The following is a 14,942-nucleotide window of genomic DNA, read 5'->3' as shown; positions in this document are numbered from 1 at the left end:
CCGGATTTGGCCAGGGCAATGCCGGCCGGCCGGGACCGCGAGCGAGGAACGAGCAGGGCTTGAGTGCCTATGACGGCGCAATGCCGCCCCAGTGGGGGCCGTACCGGCATGGGCACACTGCCAGCACCACATTTGTATTGAGCGGGAGTGGGAGTGTCAGCCTCCGGCCGACACTCCGCATGTCCCGCCTTCCTTCATGCAAGCGCAACTGTCGGTTGGGCTAAACTCGGGTCTATGCTGCTCCCGCTTGCGCCAGCACGGCGTTGAGGGTGGCGCTCGGCCGCATCACCGCCTCGCATTTCTGCCGGTCGGGCAGATAATAGCCGCCGATATCCGCGGGCTTGCCTTGCACGGCTGCGAGCTCGGCCAGGATCTTGGCCTCGTCGCGCGCCAGCGCCTCGGCCAGCGGCTTGAACTGCGCCTGCAGGGCCGGGTCCTCCGTCTGGGCGGCGAGTTCCTGGGCCCAGTACAGGGCCAGGTAGAATTGGCTGCCGCGATTGTCCAATTCGCCGGTGCGGGGCGAGGGGGACTTCCTGTTGTCCAGGAGCTTGCCGGTGGCGGAGTCCAACGTCTTAGCGAGCAGCTTGGCCTTGGCATTGCCCGTCTTGATGCCGAGATCCTCGAGCGAGACCGCCAGCGCCAGGAACTCGCCCAGCGAATCCCAGCGCAGATGGTTTTCCTCCACCAATTGCTGCACGTGTTTGGGCGCCGAGCCGCCGGCGCCCGTTTCATACATGCCGCCGCCGGCCATCAGGGGCACGATGGACAGCATCTTGGCCGAGGTGCCGAGTTCCATGATGGGGAAGAGATCGGTGAGATAATCGCGCAGGATGTTGCCGGTGACGGAAATCGTATCCAGGCCGCGGATCACGCGCTCCAGCGTGTAGCGCATGGCGCGCACCTGGCTCATGATCTGGATGTCGAGGCCGGTGGTGTCGTGCTCGGCGAGATAGGCCTTCACCTTGGCGATCAGCTGCGCCTCGTGCGGACGATAGGGGTCCAGCCAGAACAGAGCGGGCATGCCGGAATTGCGGGCGCGCGTGACCGCGAGCTTGACCCAGTCGCGAACGGCGGCGTCCTTGACCTGGCACATGCGCCAGATGTCCCCCTGCTCGACAGTCTCGCTCAGCAGCACCTCGCCGGTCGCGAGATCGGTGATGTTGGCCACGCCGTCCTCGGGGACCTCGAAGGTCTTGTCGTGCGAGCCATATTCCTCGGCCTGCTGCGCCATCAGCCCGACATTCGGCACGGTGCCCATGGTGCGTGGATCGAAGGCACCATGCCATTTACAGAAATTGATCATCTCCTGGTAGATGCGGGCGAAAGTGCTTTCCGGCATCACGGCCTTGACGTCCTTCAGCCGGCCGTCGGCACCCCACATCTTGCCGCCATTGCGGATCATGGCGGGCATGGAGGCGTCCACGATGATGTCGTTGGGCGAGTGGAAATTGGTGATTCCCTTGGCCGAGTCGACCATGGCCAGTTCCGGCCGGTGCTCGTGGCAGGCATGCAGGTCGCGCTTGATCTCGTCCTGCAGGCTTTGCGGCAGGGTTGCGATCTTGTTGTAGAGGTCGACCATGCCGTTGTTGACGTTGACGCCGAGCTCGTCGAACAGCTTGCCATGCTTGGCGAAGGCATCGCGGTAGAAGATCTTCACGCAATGGCCGAACACGATGGGGTGCGATACCTTCATCATCGTGGCCTTCACATGGAGCGAGAACATCACCCCGGTCTTGTGCGCGTCCTCGATCTGCTTCTCGTAGAAATCCAGCAGCGCCTTCTTGCTCATGAACATGGAATCGATGATCTCGCCGTCCTGCAGCGAGACTTTGGGCTTGAGGACGATGGTCTTGCCGCTGGTGGTGATCAGCTCCATCTTCACGTCGCGCGCCTTGTCGAGCGTCATCGACTTCTCGCCATGGTAGAAGTCGCCATCATGCATGTGGGAGACATGCGTGCGCGAGGCCTGGCTCCATTCGGCCATGCTGTGCGGGTTCTTGCGCGCGTAGTTCTTCACCGCCAGCGGCGCGCGGCGATCCGAATTGCCCTCGCGCAGCACCGGGTTCACGGCGCTGCCGATACATTTGGCGTAGCGGGCGCGGATCGCCTTTTCCTCGTCCGATTTCGGGTTCTCGGGATAGTCCGGGATGTTGTAGCCCTTGGCCTGCAATTCCCGGATCGCGGCCGTCAACTGCGCTACCGAGGCACTGATATTGGGCAACTTGATGATGTTGGTGTCGGGCAGCAGCGTCAACCGGCCGAGCTCCGCGAGATTGTCGGGAACGCGCTGCGCATCGGTCAGGAATTCCGGAAATTCGCCGAGGATGCGACCGGCAACCGAGATGTCGCTGGTGGTGACGTCGATGCCGGCGGGTGCCGCGAAGGTGCGGACGATGGGCAGGAAGGCGGCCGTTGCCAAAGCCGGGGCTTCATCGGTCAGCGTGTAGATGATGGTGGGAGGTGTGGCGCTCATACGCTGGCTTCCTTGGTCGGTCGGAATCAGGGCAACAAAAGGCGCTCACGCCGACACATGGGCCGGCGCTGAGTGCTCCGCGAATTGCAGGACGGGGATGGTCAGGGGGCGTGTCTTTCCGGCAACGGGTGACCTCGATGCGACGATCTCGACGACTTGGCGCTCGATGACCTCCTGAAACTGCCACCTGCTTCGGGCTTCGGCAACTGATTTATGCCGCAGCCCCGGGCCATGCCACGGTTGCCGAGAGGGCAGGATCGGCACGGCAAAACACTCCCGGAGCAGCGCTCACGGGAGTGTCGGCAGATCGTCTGGGATTGAGGGGACCGGGAGGCTGCGGTCAGTTGCACACTTCGCGGGTGCGATAGATGTAGCTCTGCGCATAATCGTCCCAGACGCGATAGCTCACCGTCCGGCAATCGTAATAGGTCGTGCGGCTATAGGTCTGGGTTACGCGATAGGAATTGGAGTAGGTGGGATAATTATAGTTGCTCGCATAGCCATTGTCGCAATCATCGGCGAAGGACGAAGCGGTGGCGGCGGTGAAGGCCGTGGCAGCGAAAGCGAGGGTCAGAAAGATCTTGCGCATAATCGTGGTCCTTTAAGCCGGGCTTCGTGCCCTTGTTGATGAAGGCATCCTAGCGACGCAGATCCGGCCCGGCGGTGCGTTCGGGCACATTGGCTCGGCCACCGATCGGCGGCGTGTATCCGCGGGAACATGGACCGTCCCGGTTCGGGGGCTTGCAAAGAAGCTGTCTTTATCCGCCGAATGGTCTATGCAGCCCGGACTTTTCCTGTTTTCGGGCCTTTTTCGTGATGTCTCAGTCGAATGCGAGCACTGCCGTGACGCCTCCCGCCGTGATCCTGGTCCGCCCCCAGCTCGCCGAGAATATCGGGATGTGCGCCCGCGCGATGATGAATTTCGGCCTCAGCGAGATGCGCCTGGTCTCCCCGCGCGACGGCTGGCCGAAAAAGGGCGCGCGTCAGGCTTCCTCCGGCGCCTCGGCCGTGCTGGACAATGCCAAGCTGTTCGAGACGACCGAAGAGGCCATCGCCGATCTCAATTACGTCTTCGCCACCACGGCGCGCGAGCGCGGCCAGATGAAGGATATCTTCGCCGCCGACGAAGGGGCCGGCAGGATGCTGGCCCTGGCGGGAGAGGGCGCCCGCAGCGGCATCCTGTTCGGGCCCGAGCGCATGGGGCTTTCCAACGACGACGTCGCCCTGGCCGATGCCATCATCTCCTTCCCGGTCAGCCCGGCCTTCAAGTCGATCAATCTCGCCCAGGCGGTGCTGCTGGTCGGCTATGAATGGTGGAAACTGGTCTCGGGCGGCGGGGCGCCGATCGCACCCACCCGCAGCTCGCCGCCGGCGACGCGCGAGCACATGCTGGCCTTCTTCGACTATCTGGAAGGGGAACTCGACGCCGTCTCCTTCTTCTATCCGCCCGAAAAGCGTGAGGTGATGGTGCGCAATTTCCGCAACATCTGGCACCGGCTGGCGATGACCGAGCAGGACGTCCAGACCCTGCGTGGTGCGGTGGCCTCGCTCGTCGGCAGCCGGAACGGCACGCGAATCAAGCGCGATTGAACCGGGGCGAGCGCGGAACACCTGTCACAGGCCCTCGCTAGGCTGCGCCCATTTCCATCGGAATGGGTGTTGCATGGCTGTCGAGATCGAACGCAAATTCCTCGTCCGCAACGACGATTGGCGCCCGCAGGTTCGAGGCTCCGCCGTCATCCGGCAGGGCTATTTCTGCCGCACGCCTCTGTTGCGGGCACGCATCCGCATCTACGGCGACAAGGGCTTCATCACGCTCAAGAGCGAACCGGGCACGCGCAGCCGCCATGAGTTCGAGTATGAGATCCCACAGGCCGACGCCGCCGAGATCATCCGGCGCTTCTCGATCGAGCCTTTGGTCACCAAGACGCGCCACGACGTCGACCATGCTGGATTGCGCTGGGCCGTCGACGTCTTCACCGGCCCCAATCACGGGCTGGTGCTGGCCGAAGTCGAGCTTGAGCACGAAGACCAGCCGGTTCCATTGCCTGACTGGGTCGGCGAGGAAGTGACGGGCGACCGGCGCTACGGCAATTCGAACCTGGCGCGCTTTCCCTTTGCAAGCTGGGGTGAGGAATTGCTGCCGGCTGATGTCCTGTGAGGAAATTATCGCGCGTGCCGCTTTGGGATCAAAAAAAGATCACGATCGCAACGCTTCATTCACTCATCTGGGTTTGAATAGGCGTGCGCCCGGTTGGGTAGTGCGTACGGGCAACCAATATGCAGCGATTGATTCCGGATGGCATCGATCATTCCGAAGAGCGTCCCATGAAGGCTAGCCTTCTCGGGCAAACTAGTTTGCCCCACAGGGTCGACCTTCTGGCTGGCACGGTTTATGGAGCTGCGGTCATGTCTGACCGCGCTCCAACTGTCCTTGTCTTTGATTCCGGCCTTGGCGGCCTCACCGTATTTTCAGAATTGCGAGCGACGCTTTCCGGCGCGCGCTTCGTCTATGCCGCCGACGACGCCGTTTTTCCCTATGGCCGCCTTGCCGAAGGCGTCGTGGTCGAGCGCGTCGTCGAGGTGATGGAGCGGCTGATCCCGCGTTACCAGCCGTCCCTGGTGGTCATTGCCTGCAACACGATCTCCACCGTCGTCCTGCCCGTGCTGCGCCAGCGCTTCGCGGTGCCTTTCGTCGGCACCGTGCCCGCGATCAAGCCCGCCGCCGCGTTGACGCAGACGGGGCGGGTGGCGATCCTGGCGACGCCGGGCACCGTCAAACGCGACTATACGCGTGAACTGATCCGTTCCTTCGCCGCCACGATCGAGGTGGAACTCGTCGGCGCGGTGGGACTGGCCAGCCTGGCGGAAGCCGTCTTGCGTGGCCAGCCCGTCGAGGATGCTGCGATTGCCCGCGAGATCGCACCCTGTTTCGTCGATCGCGACGGCAAGCGGACTGACGTGGTGGTGCTGGCCTGTACGCATTATCCCCTGGTGCTGGAAGCGATGAAGCGGGTGGCGCCATGGCCGGTTACCTGGCTCGATCCCGCCCCGGCCATCGCGCGTCGCGCTGCCGATCTCGCTGGCCCGATTCCGGCGCGCACGGTGGTGGAAGACGGCCTGGCCGTATTCACCGGCGGCGCGGGACTGACCGACGACCTCAAGGCGGCGCTTACCGCCCGCGGCCTGCCGGCCATCGCCGTCGAGGCCATGCCGCCGCGCTGGCATTAGACATCGCGCCGAAAACGGACGCCGGTTTTCGCTTAAAACGATGCGCCCTGGTGCTCCACCCTATACTTTGGGATGTATCGCAACGTCATTGTGTTGGTGTGGGAACGGTGGCAACCTGCGGTTGGGTTGGGGGCTCAACCTGGAAACGCTCATCATGAAGATCAGCACGCTGTTGGCCTCCGTCGTCGTCGCGGGATTTGTCGCGACCGGTGCTCTTGCGCAGACCGCAACGCCTGCGCCTTCCACGCCCCCCGCCGCGACGACCGCTCCCGCAAAAGCCAAGACAAAGGCCCCGCAATCGGCGGCATCGCAGGCCTGTTCCGCTCAGGCTGATGCCAAGGGGCTCCATGGCAAGGATCGCAAGAAGTTCCGTCAGTCCTGCATGAAGAGCGGGGGCAAGGCTGGTTGAGGCTTAACCTCATCGTCGGAGGTGTGCCATGCATCTGCTCACGTTCCTGATCGTAGGAGTCATCGCCGGCTGGCTTGCCGGCATGCTCGTCAGCGGGGGCGGTTTCGGCCTCATTGGCGATCTCATCGTCGGCGTGGTCGGCTCGTTCATCGGTGGCTTCTTGCAGCCCCACATTCCCATTCATGTCGGGAGTGCGATCGTGAATGAAATCGTCTTCGCGGTCGTTGGGGCCGTCATCCTGCTTCTTGCACTGCGATTGCTGAAGCGAGCCTAGCCTCGATCCGAGAGCAATGCGCCGGAGCCGGCGCCGTAGAAAGGGCATGCGACCTTGAAGTGTCGCATGCCCTTTTCCGTTGGCGAGGCCGATCCCGGCCCGGCGGCCCCTTACGCTTTTTGTAGTTTCCTCCATGGCGTGCAGGCGCTCCTGTCGCGGCTGAGAACCGGAGGTGACCAAAGGCCGGGCTCTTCAGCCGATTGACCTCATGGCACGCTCCTTGCGACGAGGCGCTCCAGCGACTGTTGAATGTCGATGGATGGAGCGATGGAAGACACGACGCAGGAACATCTCGAGCACGCCGAACATGCCGAACATGCGGCCCATGAGGGCAATCCCTTGCTGATCACGGTATCGGTCACGATTGCCGTCCTCGCCGTACTGGCCGCCACCATCGGCAGTTTCGAGTCGCTGGAGACCGCCGAGGCCATCAACGACAAGAGCGAGGCAGCCTATCTGCAGAACAGGGCCAGCGATCAGTGGGCCTTCTATCAGGCCAAGAGCATCAAGAAGAACGCCTATGAGATCGCGGCCGCGGGCGGGGGGCCGAGCAAGGACGACTTTCTTGCCAAGGCCAAGCACAACGACGACGACGCCAAGGCGATTCAGACCCAGGCCGTCGAGATCGAAGGCCATGTCGACGCCAAGTTGCGCGACAGCGAGGTACGGGCCCATCGCCACCATGTCCTCACCCTGGCGGTAACGCTGCTGCATGTCGCCATCGCGGTGGCGACGCTCTCGATCATCACCCGCGGCAGGCGCTGGCCCTGGCTGTACTCCCTGGCGCTCGGAGCGCTGGGCCTGGTGGCCGCCGCCTTCGCCTATGTCTGATTTTCGCTCTCCAATCGAGCCTGTTCCCCCCGAGGTTCCCATGCGTGAACGCCATATCGTCTTTCGACATCGGGCGCTCGATTTCTGGCTGGCGCGCGGCGCCGTTCTGGTCATCGTGTGCCTGCAATTGTTGGTGATCAACCAGCTTTCCTTCGGTCCTCGCTGGCTAGCCCCGGCCGTCGAGCTGATATTGCTGATCCCGCTGTCGATCGCCACGGCATGGACGCAGGCCGGTATCCGCAATGCGGTGGCCGATCACCATTGGCAGGCGGTCAATCGCTTTCGCATCCTGATCCGCCGGACGGCCCTCATCCTGACGGCCGTCATCAGCTTCATGAATTGCGGCGCCTTGTTTCTGCTGGTGCGGGCCTTGATCGAAGGCCACGCCGGCAACGGCACGACCCTGCTGATCGATGCGCTCAACATCTGGGTGACCAACATCATCGTCTTCACCCTGTGGTTCTGGAGCACGGATCGCGGTGGACCGCCGACCTGCGGCCTGGTCGAGCGTGCCCGCTCCGACTTCCTGTTTCCGCAGATGACCTTGAACGATCCGCAACTGCGTGACTGGCTGCCGGGCTTCGTGGACTATCTGTTCCTGGCCTTCACCAATGCCACGGCATTCTCGCCGACGGACACGATGCCGCTGACCCCGAGGGCCAAGCTGTTGATGCTCGCCGAGGCGATGATTTCGCTCCTGACGGTCGCCCTCGTGGCCGCCCGGGCGGTCAACATATTGGCCTGAGATTGCGGGTGGCATTGGAACCTCTTCCTCTCCAATCTCCGGTGAAGGGCCATCATGGCATGATGCCGATGGACCGCCGGGCATCGACGATGTCGGGATGTTCGCCATGACCTTTCAGCCCTTGCCCCATGACGAGCACCCAACCATCGTGGCGGCCGAATTCAAGCGCATCAGGAGCAGCCTGACCGACAACGAAGCCCTGCTTCTGGCCTGCCTCACCAATGTGCTCAATGAACTGCCCGCCTGGCTCGATGGCGACTATGTCGCCGGCAGCGCGCTCGATCATGCGCAGGCGGTCATCAACGCCATGCTGGACGGTTCGGGATTGGCGCCGATCTCGGCGCAAACCTATGAACGCGCCGACGCACTGCGGCATGACGAGACATAGCCCCGAACCATGGGGCAGGGGGTCGGCTCCGAGGGGCGGTATTGCAAGCCGTTTTGCATCGGCTTCAGTCGTCCGGCTTGTCGCTCGCGGGCAGGTTGAAACGTTCCCAGTCCTTCCTGGGTATGGCTGCACCGGCCTGGAATGCGAACGCTGAGACCCTGGCAAGGTCCGCAGTGAGGTCGCAGCGATATTTCAAGGCGAACCACTGCTTCCGGCTCCGGAAAGCAGCGCCGTCGGCCGTGATGCCGGCATCTCCCATCCTCGTTTCCGCCCGCGCATAGGCGATCGTGAGGTCGGGCTCGAGATCATGGTTCCAGGCCCGCAACTGGGCCATCGCCTCGATATTGCACAATTGCTCCATGCGTTCGTCGCGGCCGAGGAGGGGCAGCATCTTCCTCGCCTGCCGGCTGCGTGGATTCGCCAAAGCGAGATCGGACAGGATCTTCCGGGCCTGGATCATCGCCGGTGGCGGTGGCGGTGGCAGGGCTTCGCTCGGCCTGGGAGGGCGCGCTCCTTCCTGCGGAACGCTCTCCGCCGACGGGGCCTGCGCCTGCGGTCTGGCCGGCAGCGCAGGAGGCTGCGGCGCTGGCGCCGCCGGCTTTGGTATTTCCGCGACGAATTCGACCTCGATGCTGTTTTCTGGAGGCTGTTCCAGCGGAGCGGGCCGAGGAAGCAGGAACAGCAGGGCAAGGGCGATGGCATGCAGCAGCAGCGCCGCCGGCAGACCGAAGGATATGGTACGATTCTGCGGGAGCGTGGCGGCAGGCATCGCTCAGGGAGCGGCCGTGGCGATCTGCTGCATCAGCACCATGAAATCCTTCATATGGATGCCGGCCGGATTCTGCGCCGGATCGATGGTCTGCACCATGACGAGGCGTTTTGTCGGAATATAGGCAAGGAATTGACCGCCATAGCCTGCTGCCATGGCCGCACCTTCGCCCCAGTTCTCGGAAGGCAGGGACCACCATAGATAGCCGTAGGCACTCTTGCGCTTGGGCACGGGAGAATAGGCGGCAGTGGACCGGCGAACCCAGTCGGCGGGGACGATCTGGCGGCCGTTCCAGCGGCCCTGGTTGAGGAAGAGCAGGCCGAAGCGCGCAAGGTCCCTTGCGCTCATGCGGAAGGGATAGGCCGGATGGCGCGACTGGGGCGACAGAACGTAGCGCCCGTCACGGGCCGAAAAGTCCTCCATGCCGATCGGGCGGGCGATGCGCTTTTCGAAACTCGTGAAGATGTCTTCGCCACCCGCTTGGCGATAGATCGTACCGAGGACGTTGAAGTCCCAATTGTTGTAGAACCAGAACGTACCGTGCGGATGGCTTCCGCGTGCCGGGCGCTTATTGCGGATGTCCGCGGTCTCATAGGCGGCAGGATGGTAGACACCGGATCGGGCCATCAAGAGGTCGCGGATATCAGCCTGCTTTTCGGCGGCGGTCAGGGCTGGCGAGGTATCGTCGATACCGAGCTTTTCCAGGCTGTCGCCAAGCGAGATCTTGCCCTCACCGACGGCAATGCCGTAGAGCGCGCTGAGGAGGCTTTTGCGCACCGAGGCGACGTTGACGCGCCGGCTGAGGTCGCCGGCGCTGGCGATGATATGGTCGTCCCGGATCACGGCCAGGGCAGTCGGGTGGTGGGTCGCAGCAAAGGCGGTGACAGCCTTGGCGATTTCGTCGGTCCAGCCGTTTTCGGCCGGGGCGGTCTGCCAATGTCGGCCGGGTTCGGCCCGTGCCGGGGAGGACGGGCCGATGATGCAGGCGATGAGGAGTGCGAGGATGGGGAGCCGCCTCATCGCTCCGCGTCCGGTCTATTCGACGGTTACTGCGATGAAATCCTCGTAGATCTCGACATTGATCAGCGGCGATCCGTTGATGACGGCCTCCGCCGCAGAGGCACTGATGCGGCCGCGATTGAGCATGCTCTCCAGCCGCGCGCGGTTTTCCTTGCTGGAGAAGAAGCGGTCGGGTTCGTCTTCCCTGTCGCGATGATAGCCCAGATAGAAATTGGCGCGGTCCTGCCGGATGATCGCGGCGACGGAGGTCAATCTTTCGCCATTCGTGTTGAAATGATCGGCGCTGGAGAGGCGGGCCGTATAGGTTTCGAGCGGTGCTGCACTGGCAAAGCTCAACGAGGCCGCCAGAAATGCAGCGGAGAGAAAAAGGGTTTTCATCAATGAAGACTCACATGGGCCGAGTTTGCTCAAGCTAGTCACCCGCCATGCTACTGTCGAGTTGCCCAGGATACAGGGACAGGGCAATCGGGTGAAAAGGTTGGGGTCATCCCGGATCTGCACCGCAGCACGCAATGATGCGGTGAAGATCCGGGACCGTGAGCCGACTTTGATGCATCATCGAGATGGTCCCGTGTCTGCGACGCAGCATTTCGTGCTGCATCACGCACGGGATGACGCTATTTTTCGTTCACCCGATTGCCCCGGATACAGGCAAGCGGATCCTGTCTTGGAATTGACATGCGGCGATCTTTCGACTAAGCGAACGCCACACGCGGGGCCTTCGGGTCCCGCGTGATGTTTTACGCTCCCGTGACGGCCGGTTCTCCGGCTGTCTGTCGCCCGGGTTCCGGGAGAGGAGGGCGCGTTCCTCATAAACTTCGCAAACCATAGAGGACGCGAATGTCGAAGCGCCATAACGCTAAGTACAAGATCGATCGCCGCCTTGGCGAGAATATCTGGGGTCGCCCGAAGAGCCCCGTCAATCGCCGCGAGTACGGTCCGGGCCAGCACGGCCAGCGCCGCAAGGGCAAGATGTCCGACTTCGGCACCCAGCTCCGCGCCAAGCAGAAGCTGAAGGGCTATTACGGCTCGATCTCGGAAAAGCAGTTCCGCAAGATCTATGAAGAAGCTCGCCGCCTGAAGGGCGACAGCTCCGCCAACCTCATCGGCCTGCTCGAGCAGCGCCTGGATGCGGTGGTGTATCGCTCCAAGTTCGTGCCGACCGTGTTCGCTGCTCGCCAGTTCGTCAGCCACGGCCACGTCAAGGTCAACGGCCGCCGCGTCAACATCCCCTCCTACAAGGTCAGGCCGGGCGATGTCGTCGAGGTCAAGGAAGCCTCCAAGCAGCTCGTGCTGGTGCTCGAGGCCGTTGCTTCAGGCGAGCGCGACGTTCCCGACTACATCGAAGTCGATCATTCCAAGCTGACCGCCAAGTATGTCCGCGTTCCCACGCTGCAGGACGTGCCTTATCCGGTCCAGATGGAACCGAACCTGGTCGTCGAATTCTATTCGCGCTAAGCGAATACGAGTTGAAAGACTACATGAGGGCCGCCATTTTGGCGGCCCTTTTTCTTGGCCGGTCTGACTGCGCACTCTGGAAGGTCCGCAAATCGGGATGGCCGTATTGCAAAAAGATCATGCGACACGCCGGCTCAGTCGCTTATGGTCGGATCTGACGAGCCGGCGAAACAAGCAAGAACAGCGGCAGGGGCTGCACATAACCAATAAGTAAGAGGTTGGGGCGGTCTTTCGCGATCGCCGCAAAATGTCGGGAGGTGACCGGCCTGCAGCCGGTCGATGCTAAGAGGTCTGTATGGTTTACACGCTTTGGGGCGAACCGGATTCCGGCTCTTTCATGGTCGAGGCCGCTTTGGCCGAGGCGGGGCAGGACGTTCACCTGATCGATATCGATCTGACCAAGGACGAGCAGCACAACGCTCAATATCTTGCGATCAATCCATTGGGTAAGATCCCGGCGCTGCGCTTCAACGACGGAACCACGATCGTACAGTCGGCTGCCATTCTGCTGGCTTTGAGCGAAGAACATCCCGAAGCGCGATTGATGCCGGCTCTTGATGCCCCGGACCGCCGCCATGCCCTGCGCTGGCTGATCCATGTGGCGGCCGAGATCTATCCTCTCATCGAACTCTACGACTATCCCTTGCGATTTGCTCCGCCCGAGACGCATGAGACCGCAATGCGTTCGCGTGTGCGCCAGCGCATCCGCGAACGCTGGCAATTGGTGGAGCAGGCGGCCAGCGCCGAAGGCAGCTTCCTGTTGTCGGGCTTTTCGGCCATCGATCTCGCCATCGCCGCCATCAGCAATTGGGCGATCGGCAATGAATGGCGCGCCAGGGAATGCCCGAAGCTGACCCGCATCGCCGAGACCGTGGCGCAGCGGCCTGTCATCGCGCCGATCTGGCGCCGGCATTTCGGCGAGCAGGAGAACTGAGCGGGGCGGCTCGCTCAGCCCTTCCGCCCCGGAGCGGTAAAGGCTGCGATATCAGCCTCGTCGTGGCCCGCCTCGCGCAGAAGGCGTCCGGCAAGCTCCGCGGCGGGGGCCCGCAGGGCCTCGTCCGAGCGGATCAGATGAAAAGCCACGTGGTAATCGATCGTTCGGTCTGAAACCGGCACCAGGCGTCCGTCCGCCAGGGCGGCGCTGGAAAGAGGCGGGCGCGCCAGCGCGATGCCCAGCCCCTGGCAGCAGGCATCGATGACCAGATTATAGTCCTCGAAGCGGCGGTCCTGGCCACGCGGCACATAATCCACGCCTTCCGGCGACAGCCAGCGCCGCCATCCCTCGATATTGGAATCGTGCAGGATCGGCAGTTCGAGCAGAGCCTGCGCGTGCTTGCCGTGCCGCAGGCGTTCGGCGAGGGCCGGGGAGGCGATCGGAAAGGCCTCCTCCCGCCAGAGCTGCACGCCACGCACGCCGGCCCAAGGTCCCTTGCCGCAGCGTATCGCCAGATCGCTGCCTTCGCCGAGATCCGCCAAGCGATGTTCGAGGACCAGTTCAAGATGGATGTCGCTGCCTTCCAAACGGGCAAGGCGGGGAAACAGCCAGAGCGAGGCGACCGAGGGCGTCACCGACAGGCGTACCACCGCCTTGGCGCGGCGGGGCGACCAGCGCTCGCCACTATTGCCGAGCAGTGCCAGGGCCTCCTCTGTCCGGGCGAAGAAGCGCATGCCCTCCGGCGTCAGGTTGACACCGCGGGCCTTGCGTTCGAACAGGCGTACGCCCATCCAGCGCTCCAGGCGCGACACCTGACGGGAGACCGCGCCATGGGTGACGCCGCTCTCCTCAGCCGCAGCCGAGAAGGAGCCGAGGCGTGCCGCGCGCGCGAAGGTTTCGAGCGTGTCGAGCGGCGGAAGGCTGGGCGAGCTGTGAACCATGGACACACAAGATCATTGATTGAGGTGCTTTTCAAGCACGGCAAACGGAGATAGGTCACGGAGGTCACTGAGAGTCGGGAGACGATAATGAGCAGCGTGGCCTGTGAAGCCGAGGCAACCAAAAAGAAGAGCGGATTCGACGCGGTCGCCTTCGGCGCCATTCTGGTGACCATTCTCTCCTGGGCCTCGTCCTTCGCGCTGATCCGCGTCTGCCTGACGGCCCTGACGCCGATGGAGCTTGCCGCAGCGCGCTATGTCGCGGCGGGGGCCATCGGTCTGGCCTATCTGGTGGCTGTGCGTCCGCCCATGCCGCTGCCGCGGGACTTCCTGCGCCTAGCCATTGCTGCCGTGTTGTTCATTGCCGTCTATGCCGTGCTGCTCAACACCGGCGAGCAGACCGTGCCGGCCGGCCCTGCCAGCTTCATCATCAACACCATGCCGGTGCTCACCGCCCTGATTGCGATCTTCGCGCTCGGCGAGCGTTTCGGGCGCTGGGGCTGGGTGGGTACCGCCACCTCTTTCGCCGGCGTCGCGCTGATCGCCGTGGCGACGGATACGGGCTTCAAGCTCGATCCCAATGCGCTGATGATCTTCGGGGCTGCGGTGTGCGCCGCCATTGCCAGCGTGCTGCAGAAGCCGCTGCTCGGGCGGTTCCCGGCCCTGGCGATCACGGCCTGGATCCTGTTCATCGGCGCCTTGCCGTTGCTGCCGGCGGTGCCCACCACGCTCCGCGCCATGGCGGTCGCCCCGGCCGAGGTCAACTGGGCGGTCGCCTATCTCGTGATCTTTCCCACCGCCATCGGCTATGTCACCTGGGCCATCGCCCTCAAGCGGCTTTCGGCGGCGCGGGCTTCCAACTTCCTTTATGGCGTGCCGCCCACGGCCACGCTGATCGGCTTCCTCTGGCTCGGCGAGGTGCCGACGCCCGTCGGCATGCTGGGCGGCGCGCTGGCGATCCTCGGCGTGGTGATCGTCAACGTAATGAAGGGCCGGTAACATAGGGGCTGGTCTGGAGACCAGCCCCTATCTCGCCTCATGTCGGGCGGGGCGTGCCGATCTCGTAACAGTGCAGATTGCGTTCGCCGATGCCGAGTGCGGGCCAGCTCGCCCGCCACTCTGCGATGTGCCGCGAGGCGAAATGGCGGTCAAGGGCAACTGCATCACGCCAGATCTCCTTCACATGGATGAGACCGGCATCGAGCACGTCCTCGGCGTAGGAATATTCCTCGCAGCCCTCCTCGGCACGGCTGCTCTCCACCATGCGTTTCATGGCTGGGCGCGCCGCGGCCAGGTTGGCGGCCGGCAGGCGCACGGTTCCGACGATCAGCAATTTGCTCATGGGTCTCTCCCGATCTGGCCCTGCCCAAAGAAAAAGCCAGGCTTTGAAAGCCTGGCTCAGACCGCTGACAAACCCCGCCATTTTTGGCGGGGTTATTTTATGTGCCTGCTGCAAAGGTTTGAGTTATCGA

The 14,942-nt window shown here is 63.4% G+C and carries 18 protein-coding genes; 11 read left to right on the top strand and 7 right to left on the bottom strand.

The annotated features are described in order from the left end of the window. Positions 1–232: 232 nt before the first annotated feature. On the bottom strand, positions 233–2,473 hold the full coding sequence (locus ABXS05_RS34020; protein ID WP_367626972.1) for an NADP-dependent isocitrate dehydrogenase: 2,241 nt from the start codon (positions 2,471–2,473) through the stop codon (positions 233–235). Between the two features lie 340 nt (positions 2,474–2,813). After that, positions 2,814–3,062 (bottom strand): hypothetical protein, encoded by a 249-nt coding sequence (locus ABXS05_RS34015; RefSeq protein WP_367626971.1) that lies wholly within the window; start codon positions 3,060–3,062, stop codon positions 2,814–2,816. 254 nt (positions 3,063–3,316) lie between these two features. On the opposite strand from ABXS05_RS34015, the gene ABXS05_RS34010 reads away from it, so the two are divergent. The 8 genes from ABXS05_RS34010 to ABXS05_RS33975 all read left to right on the top strand — a co-directional run bounded on the left by ABXS05_RS34010 (position 3,317) and on the right by ABXS05_RS33975 (position 8,351). After that, the gene (locus ABXS05_RS34010; protein WP_367626970.1) at positions 3,317–4,063 is read left to right on the top strand and encodes an RNA methyltransferase; all 747 of its coding nucleotides are present in this window, start codon (positions 3,317–3,319) and stop codon (positions 4,061–4,063) included. A 73-nt stretch (positions 4,064–4,136) separates the two neighbouring features. Continuing rightward, complete coding sequence (locus ABXS05_RS34005; RefSeq protein WP_367626969.1) at positions 4,137–4,634, top strand: CYTH domain-containing protein; 498 nt, start codon at positions 4,137–4,139, stop codon at positions 4,632–4,634. A gap of 248 nt (positions 4,635–4,882) precedes the next feature. Next, on the top strand, positions 4,883–5,704 hold the full coding sequence (murI, locus tag ABXS05_RS34000) for a glutamate racemase (RefSeq protein WP_367626968.1): 822 nt from the start codon (positions 4,883–4,885) through the stop codon (positions 5,702–5,704). Positions 5,705–5,858: 154 nt separating this feature from the next. After that, complete coding sequence (locus ABXS05_RS33995) at positions 5,859–6,113, top strand: PsiF family protein (RefSeq protein WP_068294909.1); 255 nt, start codon at positions 5,859–5,861, stop codon at positions 6,111–6,113. Between the two features lie 28 nt (positions 6,114–6,141). Beyond that, positions 6,142–6,387 carry a GlsB/YeaQ/YmgE family stress response membrane protein gene (locus ABXS05_RS33990; protein ID WP_311938738.1) on the top strand — a complete coding sequence of 82 codons (246 nt, stop codon included), beginning with the start codon at positions 6,142–6,144 and terminating at the stop codon, positions 6,385–6,387. A 267-nt stretch (positions 6,388–6,654) separates the two neighbouring features. Further along, positions 6,655–7,218 carry a DUF4337 family protein gene (locus ABXS05_RS33985; protein WP_367626967.1) on the top strand — a complete coding sequence of 188 codons (564 nt, stop codon included), beginning with the start codon at positions 6,655–6,657 and terminating at the stop codon, positions 7,216–7,218. Positions 7,219–7,258: 40 nt separating this feature from the next. Further along, positions 7,259–7,963: a hypothetical protein gene (locus ABXS05_RS33980; RefSeq protein WP_367626966.1), complete on the top strand. Its 705-nt coding sequence runs from the start codon at positions 7,259–7,261 to the stop codon at positions 7,961–7,963. Positions 7,964–8,069: 106 nt separating this feature from the next. Then, complete coding sequence (locus ABXS05_RS33975; protein ID WP_367626965.1) at positions 8,070–8,351, top strand: hypothetical protein; 282 nt, start codon at positions 8,070–8,072, stop codon at positions 8,349–8,351. Between the two features lie 64 nt (positions 8,352–8,415). Here ABXS05_RS33975 and ABXS05_RS33970 read toward each other — a convergent pair whose 3' ends face one another. Genes ABXS05_RS33970 through ABXS05_RS33960 form a run of 3 tightly spaced genes read right to left on the bottom strand, consistent with a single transcriptional unit; the run spans position 8,416 to position 10,518 of the window. Further along, positions 8,416–9,120 carry a DUF930 domain-containing protein gene (locus tag ABXS05_RS33970; RefSeq protein ID WP_367626964.1) on the bottom strand — a complete coding sequence of 235 codons (705 nt, stop codon included), beginning with the start codon at positions 9,118–9,120 and terminating at the stop codon, positions 8,416–8,418. A gap of 3 nt (positions 9,121–9,123) precedes the next feature. After that, a complete protein-coding gene (locus tag ABXS05_RS33965) occupies positions 9,124–10,140 on the bottom strand; it encodes a serine hydrolase domain-containing protein (RefSeq protein ID WP_367626963.1) in 1,017 nt (338 codons plus the stop codon). A 15-nt stretch (positions 10,141–10,155) separates the two neighbouring features. Then, the gene (locus tag ABXS05_RS33960) at positions 10,156–10,518 is read right to left on the bottom strand and encodes a hypothetical protein (RefSeq protein WP_367626962.1); all 363 of its coding nucleotides are present in this window, start codon (positions 10,516–10,518) and stop codon (positions 10,156–10,158) included. A gap of 462 nt (positions 10,519–10,980) precedes the next feature. Here ABXS05_RS33960 and rpsD point away from each other — a divergent pair, with 462 nt between their 5' ends. Next, positions 10,981–11,598: a 30S ribosomal protein S4 gene (gene rpsD, locus ABXS05_RS33955; protein ID WP_068294931.1), complete on the top strand. Its 618-nt coding sequence runs from the start codon at positions 10,981–10,983 to the stop codon at positions 11,596–11,598. A gap of 295 nt (positions 11,599–11,893) precedes the next feature. Continuing rightward, complete coding sequence (locus ABXS05_RS33950; protein WP_311938753.1) at positions 11,894–12,532, top strand: glutathione S-transferase family protein; 639 nt, start codon at positions 11,894–11,896, stop codon at positions 12,530–12,532. Between the two features lie 14 nt (positions 12,533–12,546). On the opposite strand, the gene ABXS05_RS33945 is transcribed toward ABXS05_RS33950, so the two are convergent. Beyond that, complete coding sequence (locus ABXS05_RS33945; RefSeq protein WP_311938755.1) at positions 12,547–13,473, bottom strand: LysR family transcriptional regulator; 927 nt, start codon at positions 13,471–13,473, stop codon at positions 12,547–12,549. A gap of 87 nt (positions 13,474–13,560) precedes the next feature. Here ABXS05_RS33945 and ABXS05_RS33940 point away from each other — a divergent pair, with 87 nt between their 5' ends. Continuing rightward, on the top strand, positions 13,561–14,469 hold the full coding sequence (locus ABXS05_RS33940) for a DMT family transporter (RefSeq protein ID WP_311938757.1): 909 nt from the start codon (positions 13,561–13,563) through the stop codon (positions 14,467–14,469). A gap of 37 nt (positions 14,470–14,506) precedes the next feature. Here ABXS05_RS33940 and ABXS05_RS33935 read toward each other — a convergent pair whose 3' ends face one another. Beyond that, the gene (locus ABXS05_RS33935) at positions 14,507–14,812 is read right to left on the bottom strand and encodes a putative quinol monooxygenase (protein WP_311938759.1); all 306 of its coding nucleotides are present in this window, start codon (positions 14,810–14,812) and stop codon (positions 14,507–14,509) included. Positions 14,813–14,942: the final 130 nt, after the last annotated feature.

It is taken from the genome of Labrys neptuniae (assembly GCF_040797145.1).
Taxonomy (GTDB): domain Bacteria; phylum Pseudomonadota; class Alphaproteobacteria; order Rhizobiales; family Labraceae; genus Labrys; species Labrys neptuniae.
This window is presented reverse-complemented; position numbering and strand designations above follow the sequence as displayed.

Coding starts and splice junctions, on each gene's coding strand:
- ABXS05_RS34020 (WP_367626972.1), bottom strand. CDS start 2,473: ATGAGCGCCACACCTCCCACCATCATCTACACGCTGACCGATGAAGCC.
- ABXS05_RS34015 (WP_367626971.1), bottom strand. CDS start 3,062: ATGCGCAAGATCTTTCTGACCCTCGCTTTCGCTGCCACGGCCTTCACC.
- ABXS05_RS34005 (WP_367626969.1), top strand. CDS start 4,137: ATGGCTGTCGAGATCGAACGCAAATTCCTCGTCCGCAACGACGATTGG.
- murI (WP_367626968.1), top strand. CDS start 4,883: ATGTCTGACCGCGCTCCAACTGTCCTTGTCTTTGATTCCGGCCTTGGC.
- ABXS05_RS33995 (WP_068294909.1), top strand. CDS start 5,859: ATGAAGATCAGCACGCTGTTGGCCTCCGTCGTCGTCGCGGGATTTGTC.
- ABXS05_RS33990 (WP_311938738.1), top strand. CDS start 6,142: ATGCATCTGCTCACGTTCCTGATCGTAGGAGTCATCGCCGGCTGGCTT.
- ABXS05_RS33985 (WP_367626967.1), top strand. CDS start 6,655: ATGGAAGACACGACGCAGGAACATCTCGAGCACGCCGAACATGCCGAA.
- ABXS05_RS33980 (WP_367626966.1), top strand. CDS start 7,259: ATGCGTGAACGCCATATCGTCTTTCGACATCGGGCGCTCGATTTCTGG.
- ABXS05_RS33975 (WP_367626965.1), top strand. CDS start 8,070: ATGACCTTTCAGCCCTTGCCCCATGACGAGCACCCAACCATCGTGGCG.
- ABXS05_RS33970 (WP_367626964.1), bottom strand. CDS start 9,120: ATGCCTGCCGCCACGCTCCCGCAGAATCGTACCATATCCTTCGGTCTG.
- ABXS05_RS33965 (WP_367626963.1), bottom strand. CDS start 10,140: ATGAGGCGGCTCCCCATCCTCGCACTCCTCATCGCCTGCATCATCGGC.
- ABXS05_RS33960 (WP_367626962.1), bottom strand. CDS start 10,518: ATGAAAACCCTTTTTCTCTCCGCTGCATTTCTGGCGGCCTCGTTGAGC.
- rpsD (WP_068294931.1), top strand. CDS start 10,981: ATGTCGAAGCGCCATAACGCTAAGTACAAGATCGATCGCCGCCTTGGC.
- ABXS05_RS33950 (WP_311938753.1), top strand. CDS start 11,894: ATGGTTTACACGCTTTGGGGCGAACCGGATTCCGGCTCTTTCATGGTC.
- ABXS05_RS33945 (WP_311938755.1), bottom strand. CDS start 13,473: ATGGTTCACAGCTCGCCCAGCCTTCCGCCGCTCGACACGCTCGAAACC.
- ABXS05_RS33940 (WP_311938757.1), top strand. CDS start 13,561: ATGAGCAGCGTGGCCTGTGAAGCCGAGGCAACCAAAAAGAAGAGCGGA.
- ABXS05_RS33935 (WP_311938759.1), bottom strand. CDS start 14,812: ATGAGCAAATTGCTGATCGTCGGAACCGTGCGCCTGCCGGCCGCCAAC.